The 22,330-nt window shown below is 38.9% G+C and carries 30 protein-coding genes; 8 read left to right on the top strand and 22 right to left on the bottom strand.

All coding sequences use genetic code 11. The annotated features are described in order from the left end of the window. Positions 1-42 precede the first annotated feature (42 nt). Complete coding sequence (gene plsY / locus AC0KTX_RS08965) at positions 43-627, top strand: glycerol-3-phosphate 1-O-acyltransferase PlsY (RefSeq protein ID WP_474251883.1); 585 nt, start codon at positions 43-45, stop codon at positions 625-627. Between the two features lie 17 nt (positions 628-644). Here plsY and AC0KTX_RS08960 read toward each other — a convergent pair whose 3' ends face one another. The 3 genes from AC0KTX_RS08960 to AC0KTX_RS08950 form a co-directional block, all read right to left on the bottom strand. Then, positions 645-1,391: an exonuclease domain-containing protein gene (locus tag AC0KTX_RS08960; RefSeq protein ID WP_474251882.1), complete on the bottom strand. Its 747-nt coding sequence runs from the start codon at positions 1,389-1,391 to the stop codon at positions 645-647. After that, positions 1,391-2,365, bottom strand: a complete 975-nt coding sequence (locus tag AC0KTX_RS08955) for a DUF294 nucleotidyltransferase-like domain-containing protein (protein ID WP_474251881.1) — start codon at positions 2,363-2,365, stop codon at positions 1,391-1,393. The genes AC0KTX_RS08960 and AC0KTX_RS08955 overlap by 1 nt, the downstream gene beginning before the upstream one ends. 66 nt (positions 2,366-2,431) lie before the next feature. Next, positions 2,432-3,700 (bottom strand): ammonium transporter, encoded by a 1,269-nt coding sequence (locus tag AC0KTX_RS08950; RefSeq protein ID WP_474251880.1) that lies wholly within the window; start codon positions 3,698-3,700, stop codon positions 2,432-2,434. Positions 3,701-3,952: 252 nt separating this feature from the next. Between AC0KTX_RS08950 and AC0KTX_RS08945 the strand changes: the two genes are divergently transcribed. Together AC0KTX_RS08945 and AC0KTX_RS08940 are read left to right on the top strand one after the other, a co-directional pair. Then, positions 3,953-5,137: a CapA family protein gene (locus AC0KTX_RS08945; RefSeq protein WP_474251879.1), complete on the top strand. Its 1,185-nt coding sequence runs from the start codon at positions 3,953-3,955 to the stop codon at positions 5,135-5,137. A 74-nt stretch (positions 5,138-5,211) separates the two neighbouring features. Further along, entirely contained in the window at positions 5,212-5,502 is a 291-nt protein-coding gene (locus tag AC0KTX_RS08940; RefSeq protein WP_474251878.1) for a HesB/YadR/YfhF family protein, read from the top strand. Between the two features lie 128 nt (positions 5,503-5,630). Here the strand turns inward: AC0KTX_RS08940 and AC0KTX_RS08935 are convergent, their stop codons facing one another. From AC0KTX_RS08935 to acnA, 7 genes are all read right to left on the bottom strand, one after another. After that, a complete protein-coding gene (locus AC0KTX_RS08935) occupies positions 5,631-5,933 on the bottom strand; it encodes a hypothetical protein (RefSeq protein WP_474251877.1) in 303 nt (100 codons plus the stop codon). 3 nt (positions 5,934-5,936) lie between these two features. Then, entirely contained in the window at positions 5,937-6,362 is a 426-nt protein-coding gene (locus AC0KTX_RS08930) for an acyl-CoA thioesterase (protein WP_474251876.1), read from the bottom strand. Between the two features lie 95 nt (positions 6,363-6,457). Next, positions 6,458-6,682, bottom strand: a complete 225-nt coding sequence (tlp, locus tag AC0KTX_RS08925; protein WP_474251875.1) for a small acid-soluble spore protein Tlp — start codon at positions 6,680-6,682, stop codon at positions 6,458-6,460. 176 nt (positions 6,683-6,858) lie between these two features. Continuing rightward, a complete protein-coding gene (locus AC0KTX_RS08920; RefSeq protein ID WP_474251874.1) occupies positions 6,859-7,002 on the bottom strand; it encodes an acid-soluble spore protein N in 144 nt (47 codons plus the stop codon). A gap of 62 nt (positions 7,003-7,064) precedes the next feature. Beyond that, positions 7,065-7,205 carry an FbpB family small basic protein gene (locus tag AC0KTX_RS08915; protein WP_474251873.1) on the bottom strand — a complete coding sequence of 47 codons (141 nt, stop codon included), beginning with the start codon at positions 7,203-7,205 and terminating at the stop codon, positions 7,065-7,067. Between the two features lie 100 nt (positions 7,206-7,305). After that, the gene (locus AC0KTX_RS08910; RefSeq protein ID WP_474251872.1) at positions 7,306-7,818 is read right to left on the bottom strand and encodes a TlpA family protein disulfide reductase; all 513 of its coding nucleotides are present in this window, start codon (positions 7,816-7,818) and stop codon (positions 7,306-7,308) included. Positions 7,819-7,958: 140 nt separating this feature from the next. Further along, positions 7,959-10,685 carry an aconitate hydratase AcnA gene (acnA, locus tag AC0KTX_RS08905; protein ID WP_474251871.1) on the bottom strand — a complete coding sequence of 909 codons (2,727 nt, stop codon included), beginning with the start codon at positions 10,683-10,685 and terminating at the stop codon, positions 7,959-7,961. A 426-nt stretch (positions 10,686-11,111) separates the two neighbouring features. Here acnA and AC0KTX_RS08900 point away from each other — a divergent pair, with 426 nt between their 5' ends. The 3 genes from AC0KTX_RS08900 to AC0KTX_RS08890 all read left to right on the top strand — a co-directional run bounded on the left by AC0KTX_RS08900 (position 11,112) and on the right by AC0KTX_RS08890 (position 12,208). Then, positions 11,112-11,246 carry a small acid-soluble spore protein P gene (locus AC0KTX_RS08900; protein WP_474251870.1) on the top strand — a complete coding sequence of 45 codons (135 nt, stop codon included), beginning with the start codon at positions 11,112-11,114 and terminating at the stop codon, positions 11,244-11,246. Between the two features lie 264 nt (positions 11,247-11,510). Next, positions 11,511-11,714 carry a hypothetical protein gene (locus tag AC0KTX_RS08895; protein WP_474251869.1) on the top strand — a complete coding sequence of 68 codons (204 nt, stop codon included), beginning with the start codon at positions 11,511-11,513 and terminating at the stop codon, positions 11,712-11,714. 68 nt (positions 11,715-11,782) lie between these two features. Continuing rightward, positions 11,783-12,208, top strand: coding sequence for a DUF2621 domain-containing protein (locus AC0KTX_RS08890; RefSeq protein WP_474251868.1), 426 nt, complete (start codon positions 11,783-11,785; stop codon positions 12,206-12,208). A gap of 413 nt (positions 12,209-12,621) precedes the next feature. Here AC0KTX_RS08890 and AC0KTX_RS08885 read toward each other — a convergent pair whose 3' ends face one another. The 11 genes from AC0KTX_RS08885 to yneA form a co-directional block, all read right to left on the bottom strand. Then, complete coding sequence (locus tag AC0KTX_RS08885; protein ID WP_474251867.1) at positions 12,622-12,750, bottom strand: hypothetical protein; 129 nt, start codon at positions 12,748-12,750, stop codon at positions 12,622-12,624. Positions 12,751-12,780: 30 nt separating this feature from the next. Next, positions 12,781-13,272 carry a PTS sugar transporter subunit IIA gene (locus tag AC0KTX_RS08880; RefSeq protein ID WP_474251866.1) on the bottom strand — a complete coding sequence of 164 codons (492 nt, stop codon included), beginning with the start codon at positions 13,270-13,272 and terminating at the stop codon, positions 12,781-12,783. A 286-nt stretch (positions 13,273-13,558) separates the two neighbouring features. Next, a complete protein-coding gene (locus AC0KTX_RS08875; protein WP_474251865.1) occupies positions 13,559-14,014 on the bottom strand; it encodes a CcdC family protein in 456 nt (151 codons plus the stop codon). Between the two features lie 68 nt (positions 14,015-14,082). Continuing rightward, a complete protein-coding gene (locus AC0KTX_RS08870; RefSeq protein ID WP_474251864.1) occupies positions 14,083-14,442 on the bottom strand; it encodes a response regulator in 360 nt (119 codons plus the stop codon). A gap of 78 nt (positions 14,443-14,520) precedes the next feature. After that, positions 14,521-15,228 carry a cytochrome c biogenesis CcdA family protein gene (locus tag AC0KTX_RS08865; RefSeq protein ID WP_474251863.1) on the bottom strand — a complete coding sequence of 236 codons (708 nt, stop codon included), beginning with the start codon at positions 15,226-15,228 and terminating at the stop codon, positions 14,521-14,523. 181 nt (positions 15,229-15,409) lie between these two features. Continuing rightward, the gene (locus AC0KTX_RS08860) at positions 15,410-15,628 is read right to left on the bottom strand and encodes a YneF family protein (protein WP_474251862.1); all 219 of its coding nucleotides are present in this window, start codon (positions 15,626-15,628) and stop codon (positions 15,410-15,412) included. A 70-nt stretch (positions 15,629-15,698) separates the two neighbouring features. Further along, complete coding sequence (gene sirA / locus AC0KTX_RS08855; protein WP_474251861.1) at positions 15,699-16,160, bottom strand: sporulation inhibitor of replication protein SirA; 462 nt, start codon at positions 16,158-16,160, stop codon at positions 15,699-15,701. 98 nt (positions 16,161-16,258) lie between these two features. Then, positions 16,259-18,265: a transketolase gene (tkt, locus tag AC0KTX_RS08850; protein WP_474251860.1), complete on the bottom strand. Its 2,007-nt coding sequence runs from the start codon at positions 18,263-18,265 to the stop codon at positions 16,259-16,261. 104 nt (positions 18,266-18,369) lie between these two features. Beyond that, positions 18,370-18,600, bottom strand: a complete 231-nt coding sequence (locus AC0KTX_RS08845; protein WP_474251859.1) for a DUF896 domain-containing protein — start codon at positions 18,598-18,600, stop codon at positions 18,370-18,372. Between the two features lie 83 nt (positions 18,601-18,683). Next, positions 18,684-19,328, bottom strand: coding sequence for a YneB family resolvase-like protein (locus tag AC0KTX_RS08840; protein WP_474251858.1), 645 nt, complete (start codon positions 19,326-19,328; stop codon positions 18,684-18,686). Positions 19,329-19,354: 26 nt separating this feature from the next. Further along, positions 19,355-19,666 (bottom strand): cell division suppressor protein YneA, encoded by a 312-nt coding sequence (gene yneA, locus AC0KTX_RS08835; protein ID WP_474251857.1) that lies wholly within the window; start codon positions 19,664-19,666, stop codon positions 19,355-19,357. Between the two features lie 160 nt (positions 19,667-19,826). On the opposite strand from yneA, the gene lexA reads away from it, so the two are divergent. Then, on the top strand, positions 19,827-20,450 hold the full coding sequence (lexA, locus tag AC0KTX_RS08830; protein WP_474251856.1) for a transcriptional repressor LexA: 624 nt from the start codon (positions 19,827-19,829) through the stop codon (positions 20,448-20,450). Between the two features lie 262 nt (positions 20,451-20,712). Continuing rightward, on the top strand, positions 20,713-21,309 hold the full coding sequence (locus AC0KTX_RS08825) for a lysophospholipid acyltransferase family protein (RefSeq protein WP_474251855.1): 597 nt from the start codon (positions 20,713-20,715) through the stop codon (positions 21,307-21,309). 61 nt (positions 21,310-21,370) lie between these two features. Here the strand turns inward: AC0KTX_RS08825 and AC0KTX_RS08820 are convergent, their stop codons facing one another. Continuing rightward, on the bottom strand, positions 21,371-21,952 hold the full coding sequence (locus tag AC0KTX_RS08820; protein WP_474251854.1) for an LOG family protein: 582 nt from the start codon (positions 21,950-21,952) through the stop codon (positions 21,371-21,373). Between the last annotated feature and the right edge of the window lie 378 nt (positions 21,953-22,330).

Raw genomic sequence — 22,330 nt, 5'->3', positions numbered from 1 at the left:
CATGTACAATAGTAAATAGCAACTTAAAAAAAGGTGATTGACATGATTATTTTTTCGGTCTTATTGCTATCTTATTTGCTTGGATCCATCCCATTCGGTCTGATTGTCGGAAAGCTTGGATATGGCATTGACATCCGGGAACATGGAAGCGGGAATTTAGGGGCGACAAATACATTTCGCGTTCTTGGAAAAAAAGCCGGATTCATTGTTACGGCTGCCGATATACTCAAAGGGACTCTCGCAGCAAGTCTTCCAATCATCTTTGGTGCAGAAGACATCCATCCGCTTATTTGCGGTATGATGGCAGTTGTCGGCCATATGTATCCTATTTTCGCAGGATTTCGCGGAGGAAAAGCTGTTGCGACAAGCGCCGGCGTACTGCTATTCTATAGTCCTTTGCTCTTTCTTTCAATTCTCGTTGTCTTCTTTATCGTCTTGTATCTATTTAAATATGTTTCGTTATCATCCATCATTACAGCTGTCTATACTCTTATCTGCAGCCTTTTTATGAGAGATGTACTGCTGATCATAGTAGTAGGGATTTTGGCCGCTTTTGTCATCTACCGCCACAGAGCGAACATCAAACGTATCATGAATAAAACAGAACCGAAAGTCAAATGGTTATAAATAAGGAGCGCAGGGGTTTACTTCCTCGCTCCTTGTTTTAATTTGGAAAGATTTAAATAAACATCCATTAACGTTTTATAGCCTTTCCTTGTAAAAATTTTAATATATTCACACCAAAGAGCTGCTGTCATTTTTGCATCGCCAAGCGCATGATGCCGATTTTGCACAGTGATTGAGAAACATTTGCAGCAATCCTCAAGGGTTACGGCATGAGTATCATGATTGGCCAGTTGAAACAACATGGCGGTATCAATGATTCGATGGTTAAAGGAAATGCGGAAAAGATCGCGGTTCGCTTTCGTTAAAAAGTTTTTTTCATGATTGGCATGGTGGGCAACAAGCGTTTTATTTTCCACAAATTGATAAAAGCTGATCAACACTTCCGTCAGTCTCGGAGCATTTTTGACATCCCTCTCTTCAATCCCCGTCAACCTTTTCACACCTTCTGGAATTTCCCCGTCGTAATGCACATAGGAATAAAACGTTTCCTCTTCAATATGGCTTCCATTGACTTTAACGGCGCCAATGGAAAGAATTTGATCCCCTTTCTCTGGAAAAAAGCCGGTTGTCTCCAAATCAAACACAACTGCATTCAGTTCTTCTAAAGGAACAGATAAACTCTCTTCCAGCTTTAATTCCTGTTGCATTTTGCGCAAAAAAGCTGCATGTTGAAAATTGCTTTGTCCCTCAAGACCTGAAAATCCCGGCGAATGTCCCTTTCCTTGAAATTGTTTCATAAAATGAAAAAAAGTTGGAATCTTCATCATTCTACGCCCTTTTCAATCATGGTGACCGTATCATTCATGAGTTTTTTCCCATTTAAAAAAATCTGTTTTAACATCTTTTTATCCTCTTTCGATACATTTTTCAAAAAAAGGTAGTGAACCTCGCTGTATTGATCCGCCTTTAAAGAATTAACAAAATGGATGGATAACAGCTCTTGAAAACTTTGATAGTACGGAGATAACAAATCCCCAAGCCCTTTTTGATGAATCAACACCTCAAATCTTGACAACGTACTTGTTTCTGTGATTTGCTCTTTTATCGCCAATAGACGGATTGAATTGACATACGGCAGCAATCCGGTTTGTTTCAAATCAATGGCTCCTGCATGAGGCCCATAGGTTTCAGGCAAAAACTGATGGAAAACGCCAATTGCTTTTTTTATATGCATCGTATTGTTTAACAGCCTTTTTAAAAAGCCGGGTTGTTTAGCAAGATGGTCAAAATAAAACTGTTTCAGTTTTTTCAACGGGTCGAACGTTCCGAAAATTTTTCTGGCGTCAAAAAAGATGAGCAAATAACGGATGGAATCAAATGTTTCTTCAGACAGCCACTTTTGAATTTGCTCGATCCATTTCTGTTCTGACTGGCACCATAAGGAATTGGAGCTCATCACATTTCCTTCACAATATGGGTATCCAAGGATATTTAGCCCCTTTGAAACTTCTTTCCCAAGCAAGAGAAAATAATGTTCGGCTTCTTTGTTGTTTGACTGAAAAATCATTCCATGGTCTTGGTCGCTGATTTTAGCCTGTTCACGCCTTCCCCCGCTCCCTACTAAAAACCATGAGAATTCACAAGGTGGCGGCCCATGCTCTTTTTCCATTTGCTCTAGCGAAAAACGAAACGACCGCTTCATTGCTTCATCATGAATTTTGTTTAATTCGGCGACATTTTTTGCCGTTTTCATTTGGCTGTCCCGCCATGTTTTTATTTCTTCATAAGGATGCGCCATGTCGATTTAAATCCCCTTTTTGGTAAATAAGCGTACAGACGGGATTGCCGTCCATACGCTTTTTGTTCAGCTGCCAAGCTTTTGGCTGTTTTTATGTTCAAACGCTTCCGGATAGCCGTAAACGCCGTGTTCGCTTAAGTCTAATCCGATCATTTCTTCTTCTTCCGTTACCCGCAAACCATTCATTAATTTTTTCATCACCGCTAAAATGATGAACGAAACGATAAAGGCAAAAAGTCCGCAAGTGATGACTCCCATTGCTTGAACGCCAAGCTGCGTAAATCCTCCACCGTAAAACAAACCTGGCTTTCCTACTGTTGCCAATTCGGGTGTTGCAAAAAATCCAGTTGATAATGTGCCCCAAACACCTGCCACACCGTGAACTGACAAGCAGTAGATCGGGTCGTCTATTTTCACTTTATCAAAAAATTTCATGCTGTAAAATACAAGGATACCTGCAATAACTCCTATTACGACAGCGGCCCAAGTCTCAACGAATGCACAAGAAGCTGTAATAGCAACCAATCCTGCAAGCGCCCCGTTCAACATCGTGGATACATCGGCTTTGCCGGTTGCCATCCAAGACGTCAACAAAGCACTAACGGCCCCTGCCCCTGCTGCTAAATTTGTATTTAATGCTACAAATCCAAAAAAGCCATCTTCAACTGTAATGGTGCTTCCTGCATTGAATCCGAACCAGCCGACCCATAAAATCAGAACGCCCAATGCAGTATAAACTTGGTTATGTCCGTAAATATTGTTAACAGTACCGTCTTTATTGTATTTACCAATCCGCGGTTTGAGCAAAATGGTTGCAGCCAAAGCCGCCATTGCGCCAGTCAAGTGAACAACGGTGGATCCGGCAAAATCTTGTTTGCCATGTTCAGCCAGCCAGCCTCCTCCCCAAATCCAGTGTGCGATGACTGGATAAACAAAAGCTGTAAATAAAACCGAAAAAATTAAATAAACCGAAAGCTTTGCTCTTTCTGCAAAACCGGCAAAGGCAATGGCTAAGGATACACCGGCAAAAGCCAATTGAAAGACGAAATAAGTAGGTGTTGAAAGAGACAAACCGTCAATCTCATAACCGGAATAGAAAAAGTGCGACATGCCAACGAAGAAATTGCTGTTTTCACCGAAAATAAAAGCATAGCCGACCGCCCAAAAAACAATGGAACAAATCCCGAAAGTAAAAACGGTTTTTCCGGCAATGTGGCCTGCATTTTTCATTCGTGTCGAACCAGCTTCCAGCAATATAAAGCCCGCCTGCATAAAAATAACTAAAATGGCTCCAAGCATCACCCATAAACTGTTCATTAACCATAATGAGTCCATCAAATTACCCCCTTATGTTAATATTTAATTCCTTACATGTAATAAAAATTAACATGTAAAGTATATCTTTATTTTTACATTGAATTAATTTTCATGTCAACTGAATTTCCATATCTTTTTCATTTTCTATGTAAGATTTTCTAACATATATATCTTTGAATGGCATGAATAACATTCCTTCGTCATTTGACAAATCTTTATTTTTTTCGGCAAAAAGTTTATGATAAATAAAAAAAGTAGAAGGATGTCCTTATGAACAGATGGATCCGTTTATCATGTTTTATCATTCTTTTCACTGCGAGCGCCTGCAGCTTTGATCTGTTAGCTGACCGGAAGCCAATCAACGAGGTGGATTGGGAAAATCGATCAAAAGAAACAAAACATGAAAAAGAACGCGAAAAACTATCAGTTTTTCCGAAAAAACGAACTTCCGCTCCGACGGTCACAACCGTATCGTTTTCGGCCATTGGCGATGTCTTGATCCATAGCCAAATTTTTAAAGATGCGCAATTTGCAGACGGTACCTACAATTTTCAACCAATGTTCGCCCAAGTAAAACCGCTTCTGCAAAAAGCGGATATCGCCATGGCAAACCAGGAATCGATCATCGGAGGAAAAGAGCTTGGAATTTCAAGCTACCCCTTGTTCAACAGCCCATTTGAAGTTGCCGATGCATTAAAGGATGCTGGAATTGATATCGTATCAACCGCCAATAACCACAGCTTGGACAAAGGGGAAAAAGGGATATTAAACGCCATTTCTCATTACGAAAAAATTGGTTTGCCGTATGTTGGCAGCTACAAAGACGAAAAAGATGCGAACACGATGAGAGTACAAACAATCAACGGAATCAAGATTGGATTTCTCTCTTACACTTATGGAACAAACGGCATCCCGCTTCCAAAAGATAAACCGTATTTAGTCAACCTGATCGACAGGCGAAAAATCAGCCAGGATTTAATCAATATGGACAAGCAGGTGGATGTCACGATCGTCAATATGCATTGGGGGCAAGAGTATCAACAATATCCTAATGAAGAGCAAAAGCAATTGGCGCAATTTCTAGTTGATAACGGCGCTGATTTGATCATCGGCCATCACCCCCATGTACTGCAGCCGCTGGAATGGATGGAAGGCAAAAGGGGTAACCACGCTATGGTCGTATATTCATTAGGAAACTTTTTATCTGGACAAAAAGGAGGAAATAAAGACATTGGGGGGATTTTTTCAATTGATCTTATAAAACTTGCCGATGAAAATAACACAACAATGACCTTGGCAAATCCGCGTCTTACTCCAACATATGTCACGAAAAATGAACATCAGCATTACTATGTTTCCTTGCTCGAAAACTTGGACAAGGCGAAATCTGAAAGTGTAATGAAACATATGTTTCAATGGATTGAGACAGAAAAAGTGACAAATCTTTTACAATAACCCTTATCTCTTGGAGCATTTCTTTTATTTATAATATAATGAAAGCAAGATACGCAAGGATAGGAGGGATCATAGTGAAAATTTCGATTTCAGAGGATGCGGCAAAATGGTATAAAGAGGAGCTTGACTTGAACGATGGAGATTCCCTTCGTTTTTATATTCGCTACGGAGGCTGCAGCAACGTCCAAAAGGGATTTTCGTTAGGTGTTGAGAAAGGGATTCCGAATGAAATTGGTTCAGAAACGAAAAAATTGGGCATCACTTTTTTCATTGAAAAAGACGATCTATGGTATTTCGACAATCAGGATGTGTCCATTGAATTGGATCAAGATATAAAAGAACCTGTATTTCATTTTTCAAATTAATGAAAAGCGGCTGTCCGAAAAGTGTTTTTTCAGCCTGAACCTTGAAAAATTTAAACCCAAGAATGCTGTTATATCAACATTCTCGGGTTTTTAATTTGGAAACAAAATGAACTTTTTAGCCAGCCCCTTCAAATCAGTTTAAACCGCCGCAAATGGTCGATTAATTGATATTTTTTCAATATTTCCACTTGTTTTTGCCCAAGCAAATCAAAATGAGGAAATTCTCCCCGATGATGAATCCATTCTGTTTTTAATCCATTTTCTAATCCCCACTCTTTTAATCGGATGACATCAGAGCAGCCCACTTTTGTTACACAATAGCAGTCAGGAAATCGTTCATCATACCAGTAATGTGTTAAAAAGGCAATGTCTCCTCTTAAAACTTTTTCCTTCCAATCTGACAACTCTTCTTTCTTTATTCCAAATGCCAACGTTTACTTCTCCTTTTTCATAGCTTGCAAATAGGCCTTGTGCCACTCAGGATAAAGTTTTTTGAACACGACTGGTCTAAACGTGTCCTTTTTCACACAAACATGGGAAGAAAAGGCTTTCGCTGCTAAATCGCCATCTGAATGAAAAATATTATAGCCATATACGGTTTTAACCCCGTTGTAATCTTCAATCCAAGTATGTACAATTGCTTTATTGCCATATGTAATCGGTTTTTTATATTCAATTTGAATATCGACGACAGGTGAAATAATTCCGTCTTTTTCCATCGCAGCATAAGAAAAACCAAGCTCTTGAATCAGTTTCGTTCTTCCGACTTCCATCCAAATTAAATAATTGGCATGATACACGACACCCATTTGATCGGTTTCTGCATAACGAACTTCGATTTCTTTCTTTGAAACAAGCATATTCCTTCTCTCCTTCTAATTTTATCATATCATAGCCTTTGCCTAAAAAGAAAGAAAAAGCCCGCACCTTGATTCGGTGCAGGCTTGTGTCTCCACTATTGTCTTTCCTGGCTGTGGGCTTCGTCTTTAATTTCTTGCCGCATTCCTTCAATACTTTCCATGCGGCGGCGATTTTTTGCTTCGATTCGCTCTCTTTCAACACCGCTTGTAAATTCCATTGTTTCTTCTGCATTTTCCATGTTTTCAATTGTGTTTTGCACCATTTCCTGCAATTTTTCCACATTGTCAGAACGATCATCAGGTTTTGCTCGATTGTTCATGTTGCCTTCTCCTTTCATGAGGAATGGAACATCATTTATTCTGTGCCGAATCCAGCTGAATTATTGATCTTTTTTTAAAAACGACTGTTCAGGATCGCTTCTATCATGAAAGGCCGAAGGGACCATTGGTTGGCACCTTCGGCCTTCGGGCATTGTCATTCCCTGAAAAAGTGGAATTATTCGCCTTTTGTTTGAATGACTTGGGGATGTTCATTTGTTTTATTTTGCATTTTTTTCCCTTTGTTTCCACCAAAACCTCTTGGCTTTGTTCCAATATGATTTGGACTAAAATACGATTGAGTTTTCTTTGAATTGGCCATAACCTATCCCCCTTCTTTTTGTATTGTTTGTCGGGCATAGGGGGATTATGTATCTTTATAGATCAGCTTGATTTTTCCAACAAACGTTTTTCAAAACGTTTTTCCAGCCGTTCCTCCAATTCGCGCAACGCTTCCCGATCATTTAACAACTTTTGCTTGTTTTCCAATACAAGTTGTTGAAAAGATCTTTTCCTTTTTTTCACTACAACCCCTCCCATCGATATTTCACCATTATCAGTTAAATGAAATTCTAGTAATAAAAAATATGCCCAATTTTCATAACCAATATACTTTTCCGGCTGCTTATTTCAGTTTTTTCAGCTTGTTTTCGATGATTTCATCGGTCATTTGTCCGATGACTTTATCGCGAATGATTCCGTTTTCATCAAGAAAATAAGTAGTTGGATAAGAGAGAACCTCAAAACCGCTGTTTGCTTTATTTTTTTGATCCAATAAGACTGGAAATGTATATCCGCCTTGTTTTATGTATGATTGAACGCTCTCAACATTTTTTTCGCTCACTGTAAAATTGACGGCAACGACTGTGACTTCATCCTTGTTTTGCTGATAAACTTTTTCCAGCTCCGGCATTTCTTTCTCGCAAGGTTTGCACCATGTCGCCCAAAAGTTCAAAATGACGTTTTTCCCTTCAAAATCGGAAATGGACACTTTTTCTCCTTCAAGCGTCAATAATTCAAAGTCAGGCGCTTTATTTCCCTTTTCAAGGCCTATTTCAGCTTCTTTTAAAAAGAAGGACTGCCATAAGGCAATGATGATGAGACAGATCAGGAATATGCCAGCGATGATTTTTTTCACTTTTTTCAACACCTCTTTTTTGACCTTGCAACATCCAATTCCCATCATATACGATTTCACTAAAAATGAACATCATTTCGCCGCGTTGTTTGCTTTTTTGACAAAAAAAAAAGCGAGGTTTTATCCCCGCTTTCAAAAAATCAATTTTTTAATTTATCACGAAGCACCATTTGCAAGATGCCTCCATGGCGATAATAGTCAATTTCCACTTCACTGTCGAATCGAACTAATACTTCAAATTCTTTTTGGTTTCCGTTTTCATCCGTAGCTGTTACTTTTACATAATCACGAGGTTTAACAGTTTCATCAATATGAACGTCAATGAACTCTTTTCCAGTCAATCCAAGAACTTCAGCGTTTTCGCCTTCTTTAAATTGAAGCGGAAGAACGCCCATCAGAACAAGATTGGAACGGTGGATGCGTTCAAAGCTCTCCGCAATAACGGTTTTAATTCCTAACAAATTCGTTCCTTTGGCAGCCCAGTCGCGGGAACTTCCCATTCCGTAATCTTTGCCCGCAATCACAACAAGGCCTGTTCCATCTTGTTTATATTTCATGCATGCATCATACATCGACATGACTTCACCTGTCGGCCAATAAGTTGTATAACCGCCTTCTGTGCCAGGTGCGATTTGATTGCGAATGCGGATATTCGCAAATGTGCCGCGCATCATTACTTCATGATTTCCGCGTCTTGAACCGTATGAATTGAAATCTCTTGGCGATACGCCTTTCGACAATAAATATTTTCCGGCAGGTGTATCTTTGCCAATGGCTCCAGCAGGTGAAATGTGGTCTGTTGTGACAGAGTCGCCAAATTTGCCGACAATACGCAATCCTTTTAACGGCTCGACTTTGCCAGGTTCTTCAGACAATCCTTCAAAGAACGGCGGATTTTGGATATATGTTGAGTCTTCATCCCATTGATATAACGGCTCATCTGTCGTCTCAATCGCATTCCAACGTTCATTATCATCAAATACCCGTTCGTATTCTTTGCGGAACAATTCCGGTGTAACCGTTTCTTTGACCACTCGATTAATTTCATCCAAGGAAGGCCAAATATCTTTAAAGAATACATCGTTGCCATTCGAATCTTTTCCAATCGGGTCATTTAATAAATCAATGTCGACTGTTCCTGCAAGAGCATAAGCGACAACTAGAGGCGGCGAAGCTAAGTAGTTGCCTTTTACAAGCGGATGGATCCGGCCCTCAAAGTTTCTGTTTCCTGAAAGAACAGAAGTGACAAGCAAATCATTTTCTGCAATGGCTTTTTCAATCTCTTCTGCAAGAGGACCGGAGTTCCCGATACATGTCGTACATCCATAACCAACAAGGTTAAATCCTAATTTTTCAAGATACGGCATTAAACCAGAATTTCTTAGATAGCCCGTAACAACTTTTGATCCTGGAGCCAATGATGTTTTTACATATTTTGGTACTGTTAACCCTTTTTCTACAGCTTTCTTAGCCACTAATCCGGCTCCTACCAAAACATATGGGTTTGAAGTATTCGTACAGCTCGTAATGGCCGCAATGACGACAGCGCCTGTTTTCATTTTCACTTCATCGCCGTTTGCCAACCGAACTGTTACTTCTTTATTGAACTCTGCCGGTTCGAGGCCAAATCCTTGGTTGCCTTGAGGAGCTGTAAGAGCACGATGAAATTCCTCTTTCATTTTGGAAAGCGGAATTAAATCTTGCGGACGCTTAGGTCCCGAAAGGTTTGCTTCAATTTTGGAAAGATCGATTTCCACTATATCTGTAAAAATCGGATCTTCCGCTTCAGGTGTAAAGAATAAACCGTTTTCTTTGCAATATTTTTCTACTACTTGTACATGCTCTTCATCGCGTCCTGTTAAACGCAAGTATTCAAGCGATTCTTGGTCAACTGGGAAAAATCCGCAAGTTGCCCCATATTCAGGAGCCATGTTCGCAATTGTCGCTCTATCCGCAAGTGGAAGCTTGGCAACACCAGGACCAAAGAATTCAACAAATTTCCCTACAACGCCTTTTTGGCGCAGCACTTGCGTCACTTTCAACGCCAAATCAGTAGCAGTTGTACCGTTTGGAAGTTCGCCAATGAGTTTCACCCCGATGACTTCCGGAACCGGAAAATACGAAGGCTGGCCAAGCATTCCCGCTTCAGCTTCAATGCCTCCGACACCCCAGCCTAAAACGCCTAAGCCGTTAATCATTGTTGTATGGGAGTCTGTACCAACAAGTGTATCCGGAAAAGCTTCATACTCGCCATTTTCTCCTTCAACGGCATGCACGACACTCGCCAAATATTCCAAGTTTACTTGGTGGACAATACCGGTTGCAGGCGGGACTGCACGATAGTTGTCAAATGCTTTTTGCGCCCAATTTAAAAATTTGTAGCGCTCAGCATTCCGTTCAAATTCAAGGTTCATGTTGTATTCTAAAGCATCTTCTGTACCAGCGCGATCAACTTGTACAGAGTGGTCAATGACTAAGTCAACGGGTTTTTCGGGATTAATTTTTTGCGGATCCCCACCCATATCGGAAATGGCTTTCCGTAAAGACGCTAGGTCTACGACAGCTGGAACTCCAGTAAAGTCTTGCAAAATAACACGCGAAGGTTTGAATGGAACATCTAAATCCTTAATCTCATTTGTTCCCCATTTTGCCAAGTTTTCAACATGTTCTTTTGTAATTACCCGTCCATCCAATTGTCTAAGAACAGATTCCAACAGCACTTTAATCGAATAAGGTAAACGGGAAACATGTCCAATTCCTGCATCTTCTAGAGCTTTTAAAGAATAATAATTGTACGTTTTTCCGTTGACAGAAAAGCTTTTTCTAGCTTGGAAAACGTCATTTTTCTTTAACTGTTGCTGAGACATTTTTTTCAATCCCCCTTTAAGCTTTAAATCTCTGCCAAAACGCCGAAAGTCTCCCCCGTTTGAAATGTTCGAACAATTAAATCTTAATATACTTTTTATGATAAGTAAATAACAATCATGTTATCAAATATAATAAGCAAGTCTTATATCGAAAATTAGACCATTCTTCCCATATCAAAATCTTATTGGCGGAAATTTTTTTCGCAAGTTCAGTGGTTTCATAAACCATTGCCAGCCAGATGGAAGGCGCTTGCCAGTTTTCACGTCTTTTTGAAGGTGTCACAAGTATTTCCTTAGCATCTTTTTTGGGATTTGTTCGTTTCATCCATTCGCAATCATACTGTTCCTCATAACTCGATAAAAATAAGGAAAAATAATGAATGAAATTTTGCAAGCACCTCAAATACTGCAGAAGGAGGAAAACGTGTGAATCCGCAAAAAAAGCAGAATGTATTGTCCAATGAAGGGAAATCAGGACAACCAGAGCCTTTGTCCGGTTCGAAAAAAACGAAAAATCAAAATCACTCCCGGCAAACACACAACAAATCACATGATCTGTAAAAATACAAAAGAAAACGCACGCTGCCTTGAAACATATGAAGGCAGCGTTTTTATTCAAAACCTCCTAAAAATCGGTTATTATACTATTTTTATATTTTTCATTTAGAACAATGTTTTACTAAAAATATTCCATTTTTAAAAAGTTGTTGGGTAATGATTGAATTTACCCTTGAATCTATCATAAAATAGTATAAACAGAATTTTACGGATGTATTTTTTGTTACATATATTTTATAAAGAAATTTGTTCGTTATGGAGGAGATTATGAACGGACGTTTATATGAAATGGTTTTCTATCCGTCCAAATCCGGCGATATTAAAATTAGCATTTACAGGGATGCGATAGAATATCAAGTATTTGCTGAAATTAATGATTGTTTTTCGATCGGACGCCATAAAAAGAAAATCGAAGCTGTCAGACGCGCGGTTGTTGAGTTGATAGATGCTTATGAATCGATCAATCCTTGACAGCTTTCATCTGATTTCTTATACAAAAATCCATCTGTGCTTGACATTCAGAAGATGGGGGTAAAAAAATGCTTGAAGGCTGGTTTTTATGGTTTATTTTGCTTTGGGTTGTTTTTTTGATCACGATGCTTTCAATCGGCGGTTTTTTTATGTTTCGCAAATTTTTGAAAAGATTGCCAAAAGCGGATGGCAAATCAGAACTTGATTGGGAGGAATATTATATTCAGCAAACCCGCCATTTATGGTCTGATGAACAAAAACAACTTTTGGAAGAGTTGGTGCACCCCGTTCCGGAACTTTTTCGCGACGTGGCAAGACAAAAAATTGCTGCTAAAATTGGCCAGCTGGCATTAGAGGAAAAGGCTTCAGCAATCACTCAAGACTTAGTGATCCGAGGTTATATTATGGCAACTCCAAAACGTGATCATAAATTTCTGATAAAACGATTAAAAGAAAAAAACATAGATTACTCACAGTATGAAGCTCTTTTTTAAATCATAACCATATATTCAGAACTGATAGGCTGTCTAGCCTTGCAAAATGGGAAAAGGGGTTATCCGAAAAACGTTTTTTTCAGCCCAATCATAAAAAAAGTAAGACCAAAGAATGCTGTTAAATTAACATTCTTTGGTCTTTTATTTGGAAACATGTGAAACTAAAATGGGCTTTTCAGACAGCCTCTTTTCTGTTGCTTGAAGCAGCAGATACAAACGGCTTGTTTTGGGCTGTTTGTTAGCTGCGTCAATCAAATCCGATTGAAAATGTGGATTTTTTCAAACGATGATCGCGGAAACCGCCGAACACGTTTGCTTCACACCGCATCTGAACAAACATTTTTCTTAAACAATTTGTTTATCGTCTCGATTTGCAAATTCTCCCTTCAACCTATAATTTATTTCTAATTTTTTCAATTTGTTCGGCAAATAACTGTTGATGACATCGTTTTTCCTTTTGCTGTAAGCTGTACCGAGTTCTTTTTCCAGCTGATCGTCAGCACAATCACGGCATTATTGTTAAGAATATTTAATATTTTCATTTAAAGCTATCCTCTTATACTAACAGTGTTTCATTTTCCAGAGGATGTCATAATGACGGTTTTTCCTTGAATCCCCACTGTTTCTTCAGTAGGAACATATTGTTTCTTGCTTTCGGAGCTGTTTGTAATCACAATCGGTGTGACGGCGCTTTTCGCATGCTCCTTTATATAATCCCAATCAACTTCAATCAACAAATCGCCTACCGAAACTTTATCACCTTTCTTGACAGCAACGCGAAAGCCCTCTCCATCTAGTGCAACGGTTTCCAGCCCAATGTGGATCAATATTTCCGAACCATCTTCAGCAAGAATGCCAACAGCATGTTTTGTCCGGGCTATTTGTATGATTGTTCCATCAACAGGGGCATGAACATGGCCGTTTGTTGGAATCATAGCGATTCCTTCCCCCATCATTTTTTGACTGAAAACAGGATCTGGAACTTTTTCCAACGGAATGATTTCTCCATTTAATGGTGCATAAATGTTTACTTCTTTTTTCTTCTTTTTAAAAAAGTTCAACATTGTAAAACCTCCAATATTTGTAATGTTTTTTGTATAATCATTATATAAAAAAAGCATGGGGTAACGTAAAGGAATGAAATCCTTTGAAATTACCACCATGCCTGATCGCATCAGTTACATGTGACCGATATACAACAATAATTAATATTACCAGTTTTTCTTTAAAAAAACAAGTGTAAGCGTTGGAAAATGTTATGAACGTTCCTTTCACCGTTTTTTAAATACAAAATGATAATTGATAAAATGCAGCCGCTCTTTTTTGGAAAGCCCCATAACAATTACAGGATCAAAGTTCATTTTTAAGCTTCTTATAAGTGATAAACATGGCAATTCGCCAAGGAACTATCATGCCAAAAGCTAAAAGGAAAAACATGCCGCTTAGTTCTCCAACATCAATCGTTGAGCTTAAATAGGATTTCAATATTATTCTTATGAACAATAACCCAAACAGAATAAAGACAAATGCCTTTGATCTTTTTAAATAGATTTCTTTGCCGCGCACTTCAAAAGTTGACGTTTTAATTAAAAAAATCGAGAAAATAAAGCCGACGGCCAAGGCCTCAAAAATTTCCATCGGCGTAATGCGAAATGGCGGAAATAAGTACATAAGTGCACCTGTGCTCATAAAAATAGGCGGCAAAATAATTTTTTTGGCCGTAGCAGGTTTTTGTGCAGCTTTTGTCCTGATAAAAATTGCAAGAAGCCCCATCATTACTGCAGCAATGGAAGACCAAACCACCATGAATAATCATCCTTTATCTTTTCAACTTCCATTTTATCATATATAAAAAAAGGTTGAAAAGGAAGCGTTTATTTCATGACGCGCTGAATGGCCTCAATCACACGGTCTTCATCAAACGGTTTCGTAATAAAATCAGCTGCTCCAGCTTCTATCGCTTCGATAACTCTTTTTTGCTGGCCTAACGCGGAACAAATAATAATTTTCGCATCAGAAAATTCCGATTTGATCTCTGAAATCGCTTCAATTCCGTTCATTTCCGGCATGGTAATATCCATAATGACCAGATCCGGTTGCAGCTGTTTGTATAGTTCAACCGCTTGAATCCCGTTTTCACCTTCACCCACAACTTCGATTTGATTGTTTTTTAAAATTTCTTTTAAAGTTTCCCTTAAAAATTTTGCATCATCAATGATCAGCGTTTTTACCATAACCCCACCCCATAACCCGCATAGGAACTAAAATCCAAAGATATTATACTATCTTTTCAGAAAAAAAGTACATAAATTTTAAAATCCAGTAAATCCTCCGAAAATGTTTGTAAAGAAAACAATAATTTTCGTCATCCAGTCAAAAAACAGTAAAACTCCCATCAAAATCATGACAGCTCCACCAATTTTCAAAATAGCGACATTATGTTTTTTGACCCAGCCAAGGCGGCCTAAAAAAAAGGAAAGAATGAAAAAAGGAATGGCAAAACCTAACGTATAAGCTGTCATATAGAGAACTCCAGAACCCGGGTCAGTGGCAGCGAGGCCAATGACAACCATTAAAATGGGACCTGTGCAAGGCGTCCAACCTGCAGCAAACGCCATGCCGATCAAAATGGAGCCGATGTAGCCCGCTGGACGGTTTTTGAATTCAATTCTTCTTTCTTTTAATAACATTTCCGGTTTAAATACACCCAATATGACAAGCCCGAAAAAAATAATGAAAATCGCCCCAAGCTGGCGGATTAAATCTTGATAATTTATAAAAAAACTGCCAATCAGCGAGGTTCCGAATCCAATCGCTATAAATATGATCGAAAAGCCGAGCAAAAAGAACAATGTATGTAATAAACTTCTTTTTTGCATCATAGCGTTTTCATTTTTTATTTCATTTACTGATACGCCTGTAATATATGATAAAAAAGCAGGATATAACGGCAAGCAGCACGGCGAAATAAATGATAAAAAACCTGCCCCAAAGGCAAGAAAAAGATTGATTTCCGGCATCAAGCCCACACCTTTCAACGTATCCTTTCCAGTCTATTTTAGCAAACATTCTTTTCAACACATTCATGCATTTTTTACAATTTTTTATCCAATAATCAAAACCAGCTTCCGCTAACCCTTTTGCGCAGGTTTCTGCTGCAAATTCATGATAAAAGACACGCTGACGCGTGTCCCGAAACATTTATTTCAACTGATTTTGCATCACTTTCATCATTTGATTGATTTTCTTTTGCGACGGCTTCATGCCCATTTGCATCATCATCATTTTCAGCATTTGTTCATTAATAGGCGGATTTTTCTTCAAATAATTCATCATATATTTTCGTGCGATAAAAAAACCTAACGCCACACCGGCAATAAGAGCCAGTACAGCGATTACGATCGCCAACCAAAGTTCCATTGTCTTTCCTCCTTCATGTTGTCTATGTAACAGTGTACTAAACCATTCGATATTATACAACATTTGTTGATTATTTTCCGCTGTTTTTAACAAAATTTCTATCTTTAATCGGATGCAGCCATCCAAAACGCTCATTCGCAAAATCCATGGCGAAAAAATGCGAATTGATTTTTCGCAGCGCTTCAAAAAAAATGATTTCTGCATCAATATTTCCCGTGGAAACAAGTTCAATCAGGCGTTCTTTCAAAACAACGGAAGCGCTCCCTTGATAATTTTTCAATTGAATGGTATGGATTGGCGTTACATGCTGATAATCACTACGATGTGATAAATACGATTCCAAAAACAGGTCCACATAATGGAAGGGAATTTTTTTCGTCACATAGTGAACTTGTTTTTCCAATTGTTTAAAACTTGGGTGTTGACGGCTTGTCCATTGATACTCCTGAAACAATTGGAAAATTTTAGCTTCTCTTTGATAATAATGCTCTGCAAACTCTTTTTTTATGATATACAAAAAAAAGTGCCTCATTTGCTCACCTCATTCTAAACATACCTTTTAGTCATTATATAGGATAGATCATAAAAGGTTTGTCTGATGGCGGCAAAATGAGGCACTAATTTTGTCGTTTATTGGCGAATGAATTCTTTTACTTTTTGTACAACATTTTCAACTGTGAATCCATATTCTTTCAAAATTTTATTTTCTGGAGCCGAAGCGCCAAATTGATTGATTCCTAAAATTTTTCCTTCGTCGCCAACATATCTTTCCCAGCCAAATGGAGAAGCCATCTCAATCGCTACACGTTTTTTCACATGTTTAGGAATAACTTCATTTTTATACTCCTCCGGCTGTTCTTCAAAGCGATCCCATGACGGCATGCTGACAACTTGGACATCTATTCCTTCTGACGCTAGCGCTTTTTGAGCTTCAATTGCCAGTCCAACTTCTGAACCGGAAGCCAACAGAAGAGCTTGTGGATGGTCGGATTTTGCCGGCGAAATAACGTAAGCTCCTCTTTTTACTCCTTCTTCTGCCAACTGATCCGTTCCCTTAATCGTTTTTAAATTTTGACGTGTTAAAACGAGTGCAGTCGGTTTTGATTCAGATTGCAGCGCTTCCTTCCATGCTGCTCTTGATTCATTTCCGTCAGCAGGCCGAATCACTGAGAGGTTAGGCATTGCTCTTAAAGAAGCTAGCTGTTCAATCGGCTCATGTGTCGGACCGTCTTCACCAACCGCAATACTGTCGTGGGTAAACACATATGTAACAGGGAGTTTCATTAATGCTGCCAGTCGAATAGCCGGACGCAAATAATCAGAGAACACGAAGAACGTACCACCAAACACACGCAATCCGCCATGGAGAGCCATTCCGTTTAAAGCAGCACCCATCGCAAATTCGCGCACACCAAACCAGATGTTGCGTCCGCCATAATTTTCAACTGAAAAATCCCCTCCATTTTTAATCGTTGTTTTATTGGAACCTGCCAGATCTGCTGAACCGCCGAAGAAATAAGGAACATTTTTTGCAATGGCATTAATCACTTCTCCGGAGGAAGAACGTGTTGCAATGCTTTTGCCTTCTTCATATACCGGAAGCGATTGATCCCAATTTTCAGGTAATTCGCCACTGATGGCTAACTTTAATTCTTTTGCCAGTTCTGGATAATTGGCTTCATATTTCGCAAATAGGTCGTTCCATTCTTTTTCCTTTTGTTTTCCAGCCTCTTTTACGGTCGCTTCAAAATGTTCATATACTTCTTTAGGAACATAAAAATCATCTTCAAAAGTCCATGAATATGCTTCCTTCACGAGTTTTGTTTCTTCTGCTCCTAATGGTGAACCATGTACGGAAGAAGTTCCTCCTTTATTCGGTGATCCGTAACCGATCGTTGTTTTTACTTCAATCAAAGTCGGGCGATTTTCTTCCGCTTTTGCTATTTCTATTGCTTTTGCGATCTCCTCCACGTTATTGCCATCTTCTACCCGAATAACTTGCCAGCCTTTTGCTTGGAAACGTTGTTCAACATTTTCGGAGAAAGATTTGTTCAAATCGCCATCTAATGAAATGTCGTTCGAATCATATAAAACGATGAGGCGTCCCAGCTTCAAATGCCCTGCTAAGGAAGCTGCTTCAGATGAAATGCCTTCCATTAAATCGCCGTCACCGCAAATAACGTATGTAAAATGATCGACAATATTATATCCTTCTTTATTATATTTTGCTGCAAGATGACGTTCCGCCATCGCCATGCCTACAGCCATCGCAATCCCCTGTCCTAATGGACCTGTTGTGGCATCAACGCCCGGCGTATGCCCGTATTCAGGATGACCAGGTGTTTTGCTTCCCCATTGACGGAATGATTTTAAATCATCCATTGTTACATCATATCCTGACAGGTGCAATAAACTGTATAGAAGCATTGAACCATGTCCAGCTGACAAAACAAATCGGTCGCGATTAAACCATTTTGGATTTTCCGGGTTGTGGTTCATAAATTTCGTCCATAATGTATAAGCCATCGGTGCAGCGCCCATTGGCATTCCTGGATGGCCAGAATTCGCTTTCTCAATTGCATCGATGGATAAGGTACGGATTGTGGTAATGGATAAATCTTGAATCGTAGATGTCATCCGGATATCATCCTTTCTTCTTTGTTATCAAAACATGACATACCATTCATGTGTACATTTACAATGGATAACTTTCATATTTGGAAAATGATCCTTTTATCTTTTCAATGCAGATGTTTGTTTTTAAGTCTTTTCAGTTTTTCCGGCGTCACATCTTTTCCGGTAGGATCAATAATTGTTACATTTTTTAAAGTGTTTTTAAAATTTTGGCGAAAAGCTTCTAAGTATTGATTTCTTAACGCCTGCTGTTCAACATATTCTTCTCTTGTCAATCCCTCTCGTTTTGACTTTTTCGATAGTTCATTAATACGGTCAATTTTTTCTCTTGAAAGCATACATAGACCCCTCATTTATTTTTGCCATGCCTTCTTTATCATACTAAATGTAATGAAGGATGACAACAATATTGTTCATGTTTCTATTTTCTCTCTTTTTCATATTCTTGATACCGCCGATGGATGGTAGCTTTTGAAACATCGTATCCTAATCCTCTTAAAATTGAAGTAATCTCAGCAAACGTTAGCTTATTTTTTCGCAAACGGACGATCTCCTCAATCGGAACCTCTTTTTTCTTTCTTTCAAACGAACCGTTATGATGTCGTAAATTTTTTTCAGGACGATATCCGTTTTCCACAGCTTTTTTCATTCCGCGCTTAATTTTCATATTATGTATTTTTCTTTGGTATTCCTCAACGATGCCGACAATTTCAAGCACCATCGAATCTGCTTCTGATAATTCCAATTCCCCTCGGTGGGCAATCGTGTAAATTTTAACGCCTTGCTTCAATAAATAATGAATGATTGCAATTTTGGCATTTCCCCTGCCAATGCGCGTTTCATCCTGTACTAAAACAGCATCAATTTTTTTCTCCTTCACAGCTTGGAAAAGCTTAAACACTCCCTCCCTCTCAATGTCATAACCGCTGGCTTTTTCTTCGATCATTTCGATTACGTCCATTTCATAAAGGGCTGCCAATCGCAGCAATTCTTCCTGCTGCCGTTTTAATGAGGTTTCCTGCTCCTCCTTCACCGTGCTCACCCTTGAATAAATAACAGCTCTCATAACCGTACCCCTTACAATAATTAAAATTATTGATTGGCTAAATAGTTAGCATTGTCAAATTTCGTTTTTTCAACCGGTATCACGATCGTTTCACCAGGTTTGACAACCAGCGTCTGCAAGTCGTTTTTTTCTTGAACCCATTGAACAAAATCCGAATGCGATAAATGATCATAATCTTTATATTCATCCGCAATTTTCCATAAACTGTCTCCTTCTTGAATCACCACTCTCATATAGCCGTCAAGTTTTTCTTTTTCCCCCGTATAAGATAGAGCTAAAATGCAAGCAGCCAGAACGACAAAAAAAGAAAAAATATAAGAAAACGTAAGCTTGTTCATGCACGTATCCTCCTTATACAGAATGTTTGTTCGCATTTCGTTGCTTTCAGTATAAATGAGAACAAACGTTTCTGTCAACAGCCATTTCGAACTTATGTTTGCTTTTTAAGGAAAAACATGCTATAATCAGCACAAATTAGATATAACTGAGGTGCTTGTTATGTCAACCAAATTGTCAAAAAGACAACAAGATATTTTGAATTTTATTAAAGAAGAAGTGCGAAAGAAAGGATATCCGCCTTCCGTAAGAGAAATTGGAGAAGCTGTAGGCTTGGCTTCCAGTTCAACGGTCCACGGTCATTTGGAAAGGCTGGAAAGCAAAGGGCTCATTCGCAGGGATCCTACAAAGCCCAGAGCGATTGAAATTTTGGACGAGGACAATAGCCGTTCGATGGCGAACAAAGTGATCAATGTGCCGATTATCGGTAAAGTCACCGCAGGGCTTCCGATCACAGCCGTTGAAAACATTGAGGAATATTTTCCTCTTCCCGATCACTTTGCTGCAAGCGACGATCAAATTTTCATGCTGGAAGTTGTCGGAGAAAGCATGATTGAAGCGGGAATATTGGATGGGGATTTAGTCATCGTAAGGCAGCAACAAACTGCCAATAATGGTGATATTGTAGTAGCGTTGACAGAGGAAAACGAAGCGACGGTTAAAAGGTTTTTCAAAGAAAAAGATTTCATACGTTTGCAGCCTGAAAACTCAACAATGGAGCCAATCATTTTAAAAAATGTCACAATCCTTGGCAAGGTGATCGGACTTTATCGTTCGATCCATTGAAACCGCCCCACCTTTGGGGCCATTTTGCCTGCGCCGATTAACCACTGATGGCCTCTTTCATAAAAGATATTGGCTCACATAATAAATATTATTTATATCTTTTCTCAATCTTTTATTTATCTTTGAATGAGCGGCGTTCCCCATTCTTTCCAATGTGGGATGGGAACCGTACACCGATCTGTCTTAATACGGAGGACAGAAAAAGGATATAAAGATAAATGAAAATATTCTGCAAATCTTACGATTACGCAGGGGTGTCATTATGTTCTATCATCTAGCGGGGAAAATTGTGCTCTTTATTCTTCATCTTTTTCGACTGCTGGAAGTCAGAGGGAAACAGCATATTCCAGCAAATCAACATTTTATCGTTACCTGTACACACCGCAGCTGGCTGGATGTTGTGATGCTTGCAGCTGCGTTATACCCAACACAAGTTCACTACATGGCTAAAAAAGAACTTTTTCAGTCGACGCCAGTTAAATGGTTTTTAAGAAAACTGAACGCTTTTCCGGTAAATCGGGAAAATCCCGGACCAAGCGCTTTAAAAACTCCAATGAAACTGCTAAAAGAACATAAAGTAGTAGGTATTTTCCCTAGCGGTACGAGAACAGATGGAGAAGTGCCTTTAAAGAGAGGGGCCGTCACCATTGCCTTGAAGGCGGATGTTCCAATCCTGCCTGCAAGCTATCATGGGCCAAAAAATATCAAGGAGCTATTCAGCGGCAAAAAAGCAATCGTAACGTTCGGCGAACCGCTGCATTTGAATTATACGGGAAAAGAGTTGAACAGAAGTGATCAATTCAGTTTTTCTCTCCAACAATTGGAAAAACGAATAAAATCTCTCGATCAGCTCTATTAACCTCAAATGAACAACAGCTTGCCCTTTATATGACAAGCTGTTGTTTGCATACGTTAAGCACTTACAAATCAAGTTCCTTCCACTTATTCGTTTTCAACGGCGGTTTATATGAACGAAGTCTCTCAAGCAGAATTGAAGGATTGCTTTCATAAATTAGAAATTCTTTATGATTTTCAGGCATAAAGCCTCCTTCAACAGCATTTTCGATCATTTGGATAAGCGGTGAATAGTATCCTTCCACATTTAAAAGCGCAACGGGCTTCTGGTGAATGCCAAGTTGTCCCCAACTTACGGCTTCAAAAATTTCTTCAAACGTTCCATAACCACCAGGAAGAGCTATAAACGCATCGGATAGTTCACCCATTTTCGCTTTTCTTTCATGCATATCCTTTACTTCATAAAAGTTTGTAAGATGTTGATGGACGACTTCTCCACGAAACAAATTGGTCGGCATGACTCCTGTCACACGACCACCTAAATCTAACACGGTGTTGGCGATTACCCCCATCAACCCGATTTTTGAACCGCCATAAACAAGTTCCAATTTATTTTTTACCAATTCCCTCCCAAGTTTAATGGCGGCTTCTTTATACTGCGGTTTTGACCCTGTATTTGAACCGGCAAAAACACATACACGCTTCATTTTTTGACCACTCCTCTTCCGTAGCTATTATATCAAAAAAAGAAGTGTGTAAATTGAAGAAAAGTCTTTTCCATAGTTCGTATAAAGCTCTCTTTCAGCCCAAATTTGTTCAGCCGCTTACGAACAATGAAATTTAGCGGAACTTGTATGCTTTGAAAAAACGGCTCGTTTAGAAAAAATGTTGCAAACAAGTTAAAACAGAAGTCTTGTATAAATATTAATTAGAGTTAAATGGGGTATTCGATAATGGATTTCATTCAAAAAAAGAAAAATTTAATTGAATTCGTTTTATGGCCGGCATTTTCTATTAAATACGTTTTCTACGAAGACTTTTGGATAAAGACGGATTTTTTTATAGTCGAATCCATATAAAAAGGA

It is taken from the genome of Aeribacillus sp. JST-2 (genome assembly GCF_056032925.1).
The sequence above is the reverse complement of the archived record's forward strand: the minus strand, read 5'-3'. Positions and strand labels throughout refer to the sequence as shown.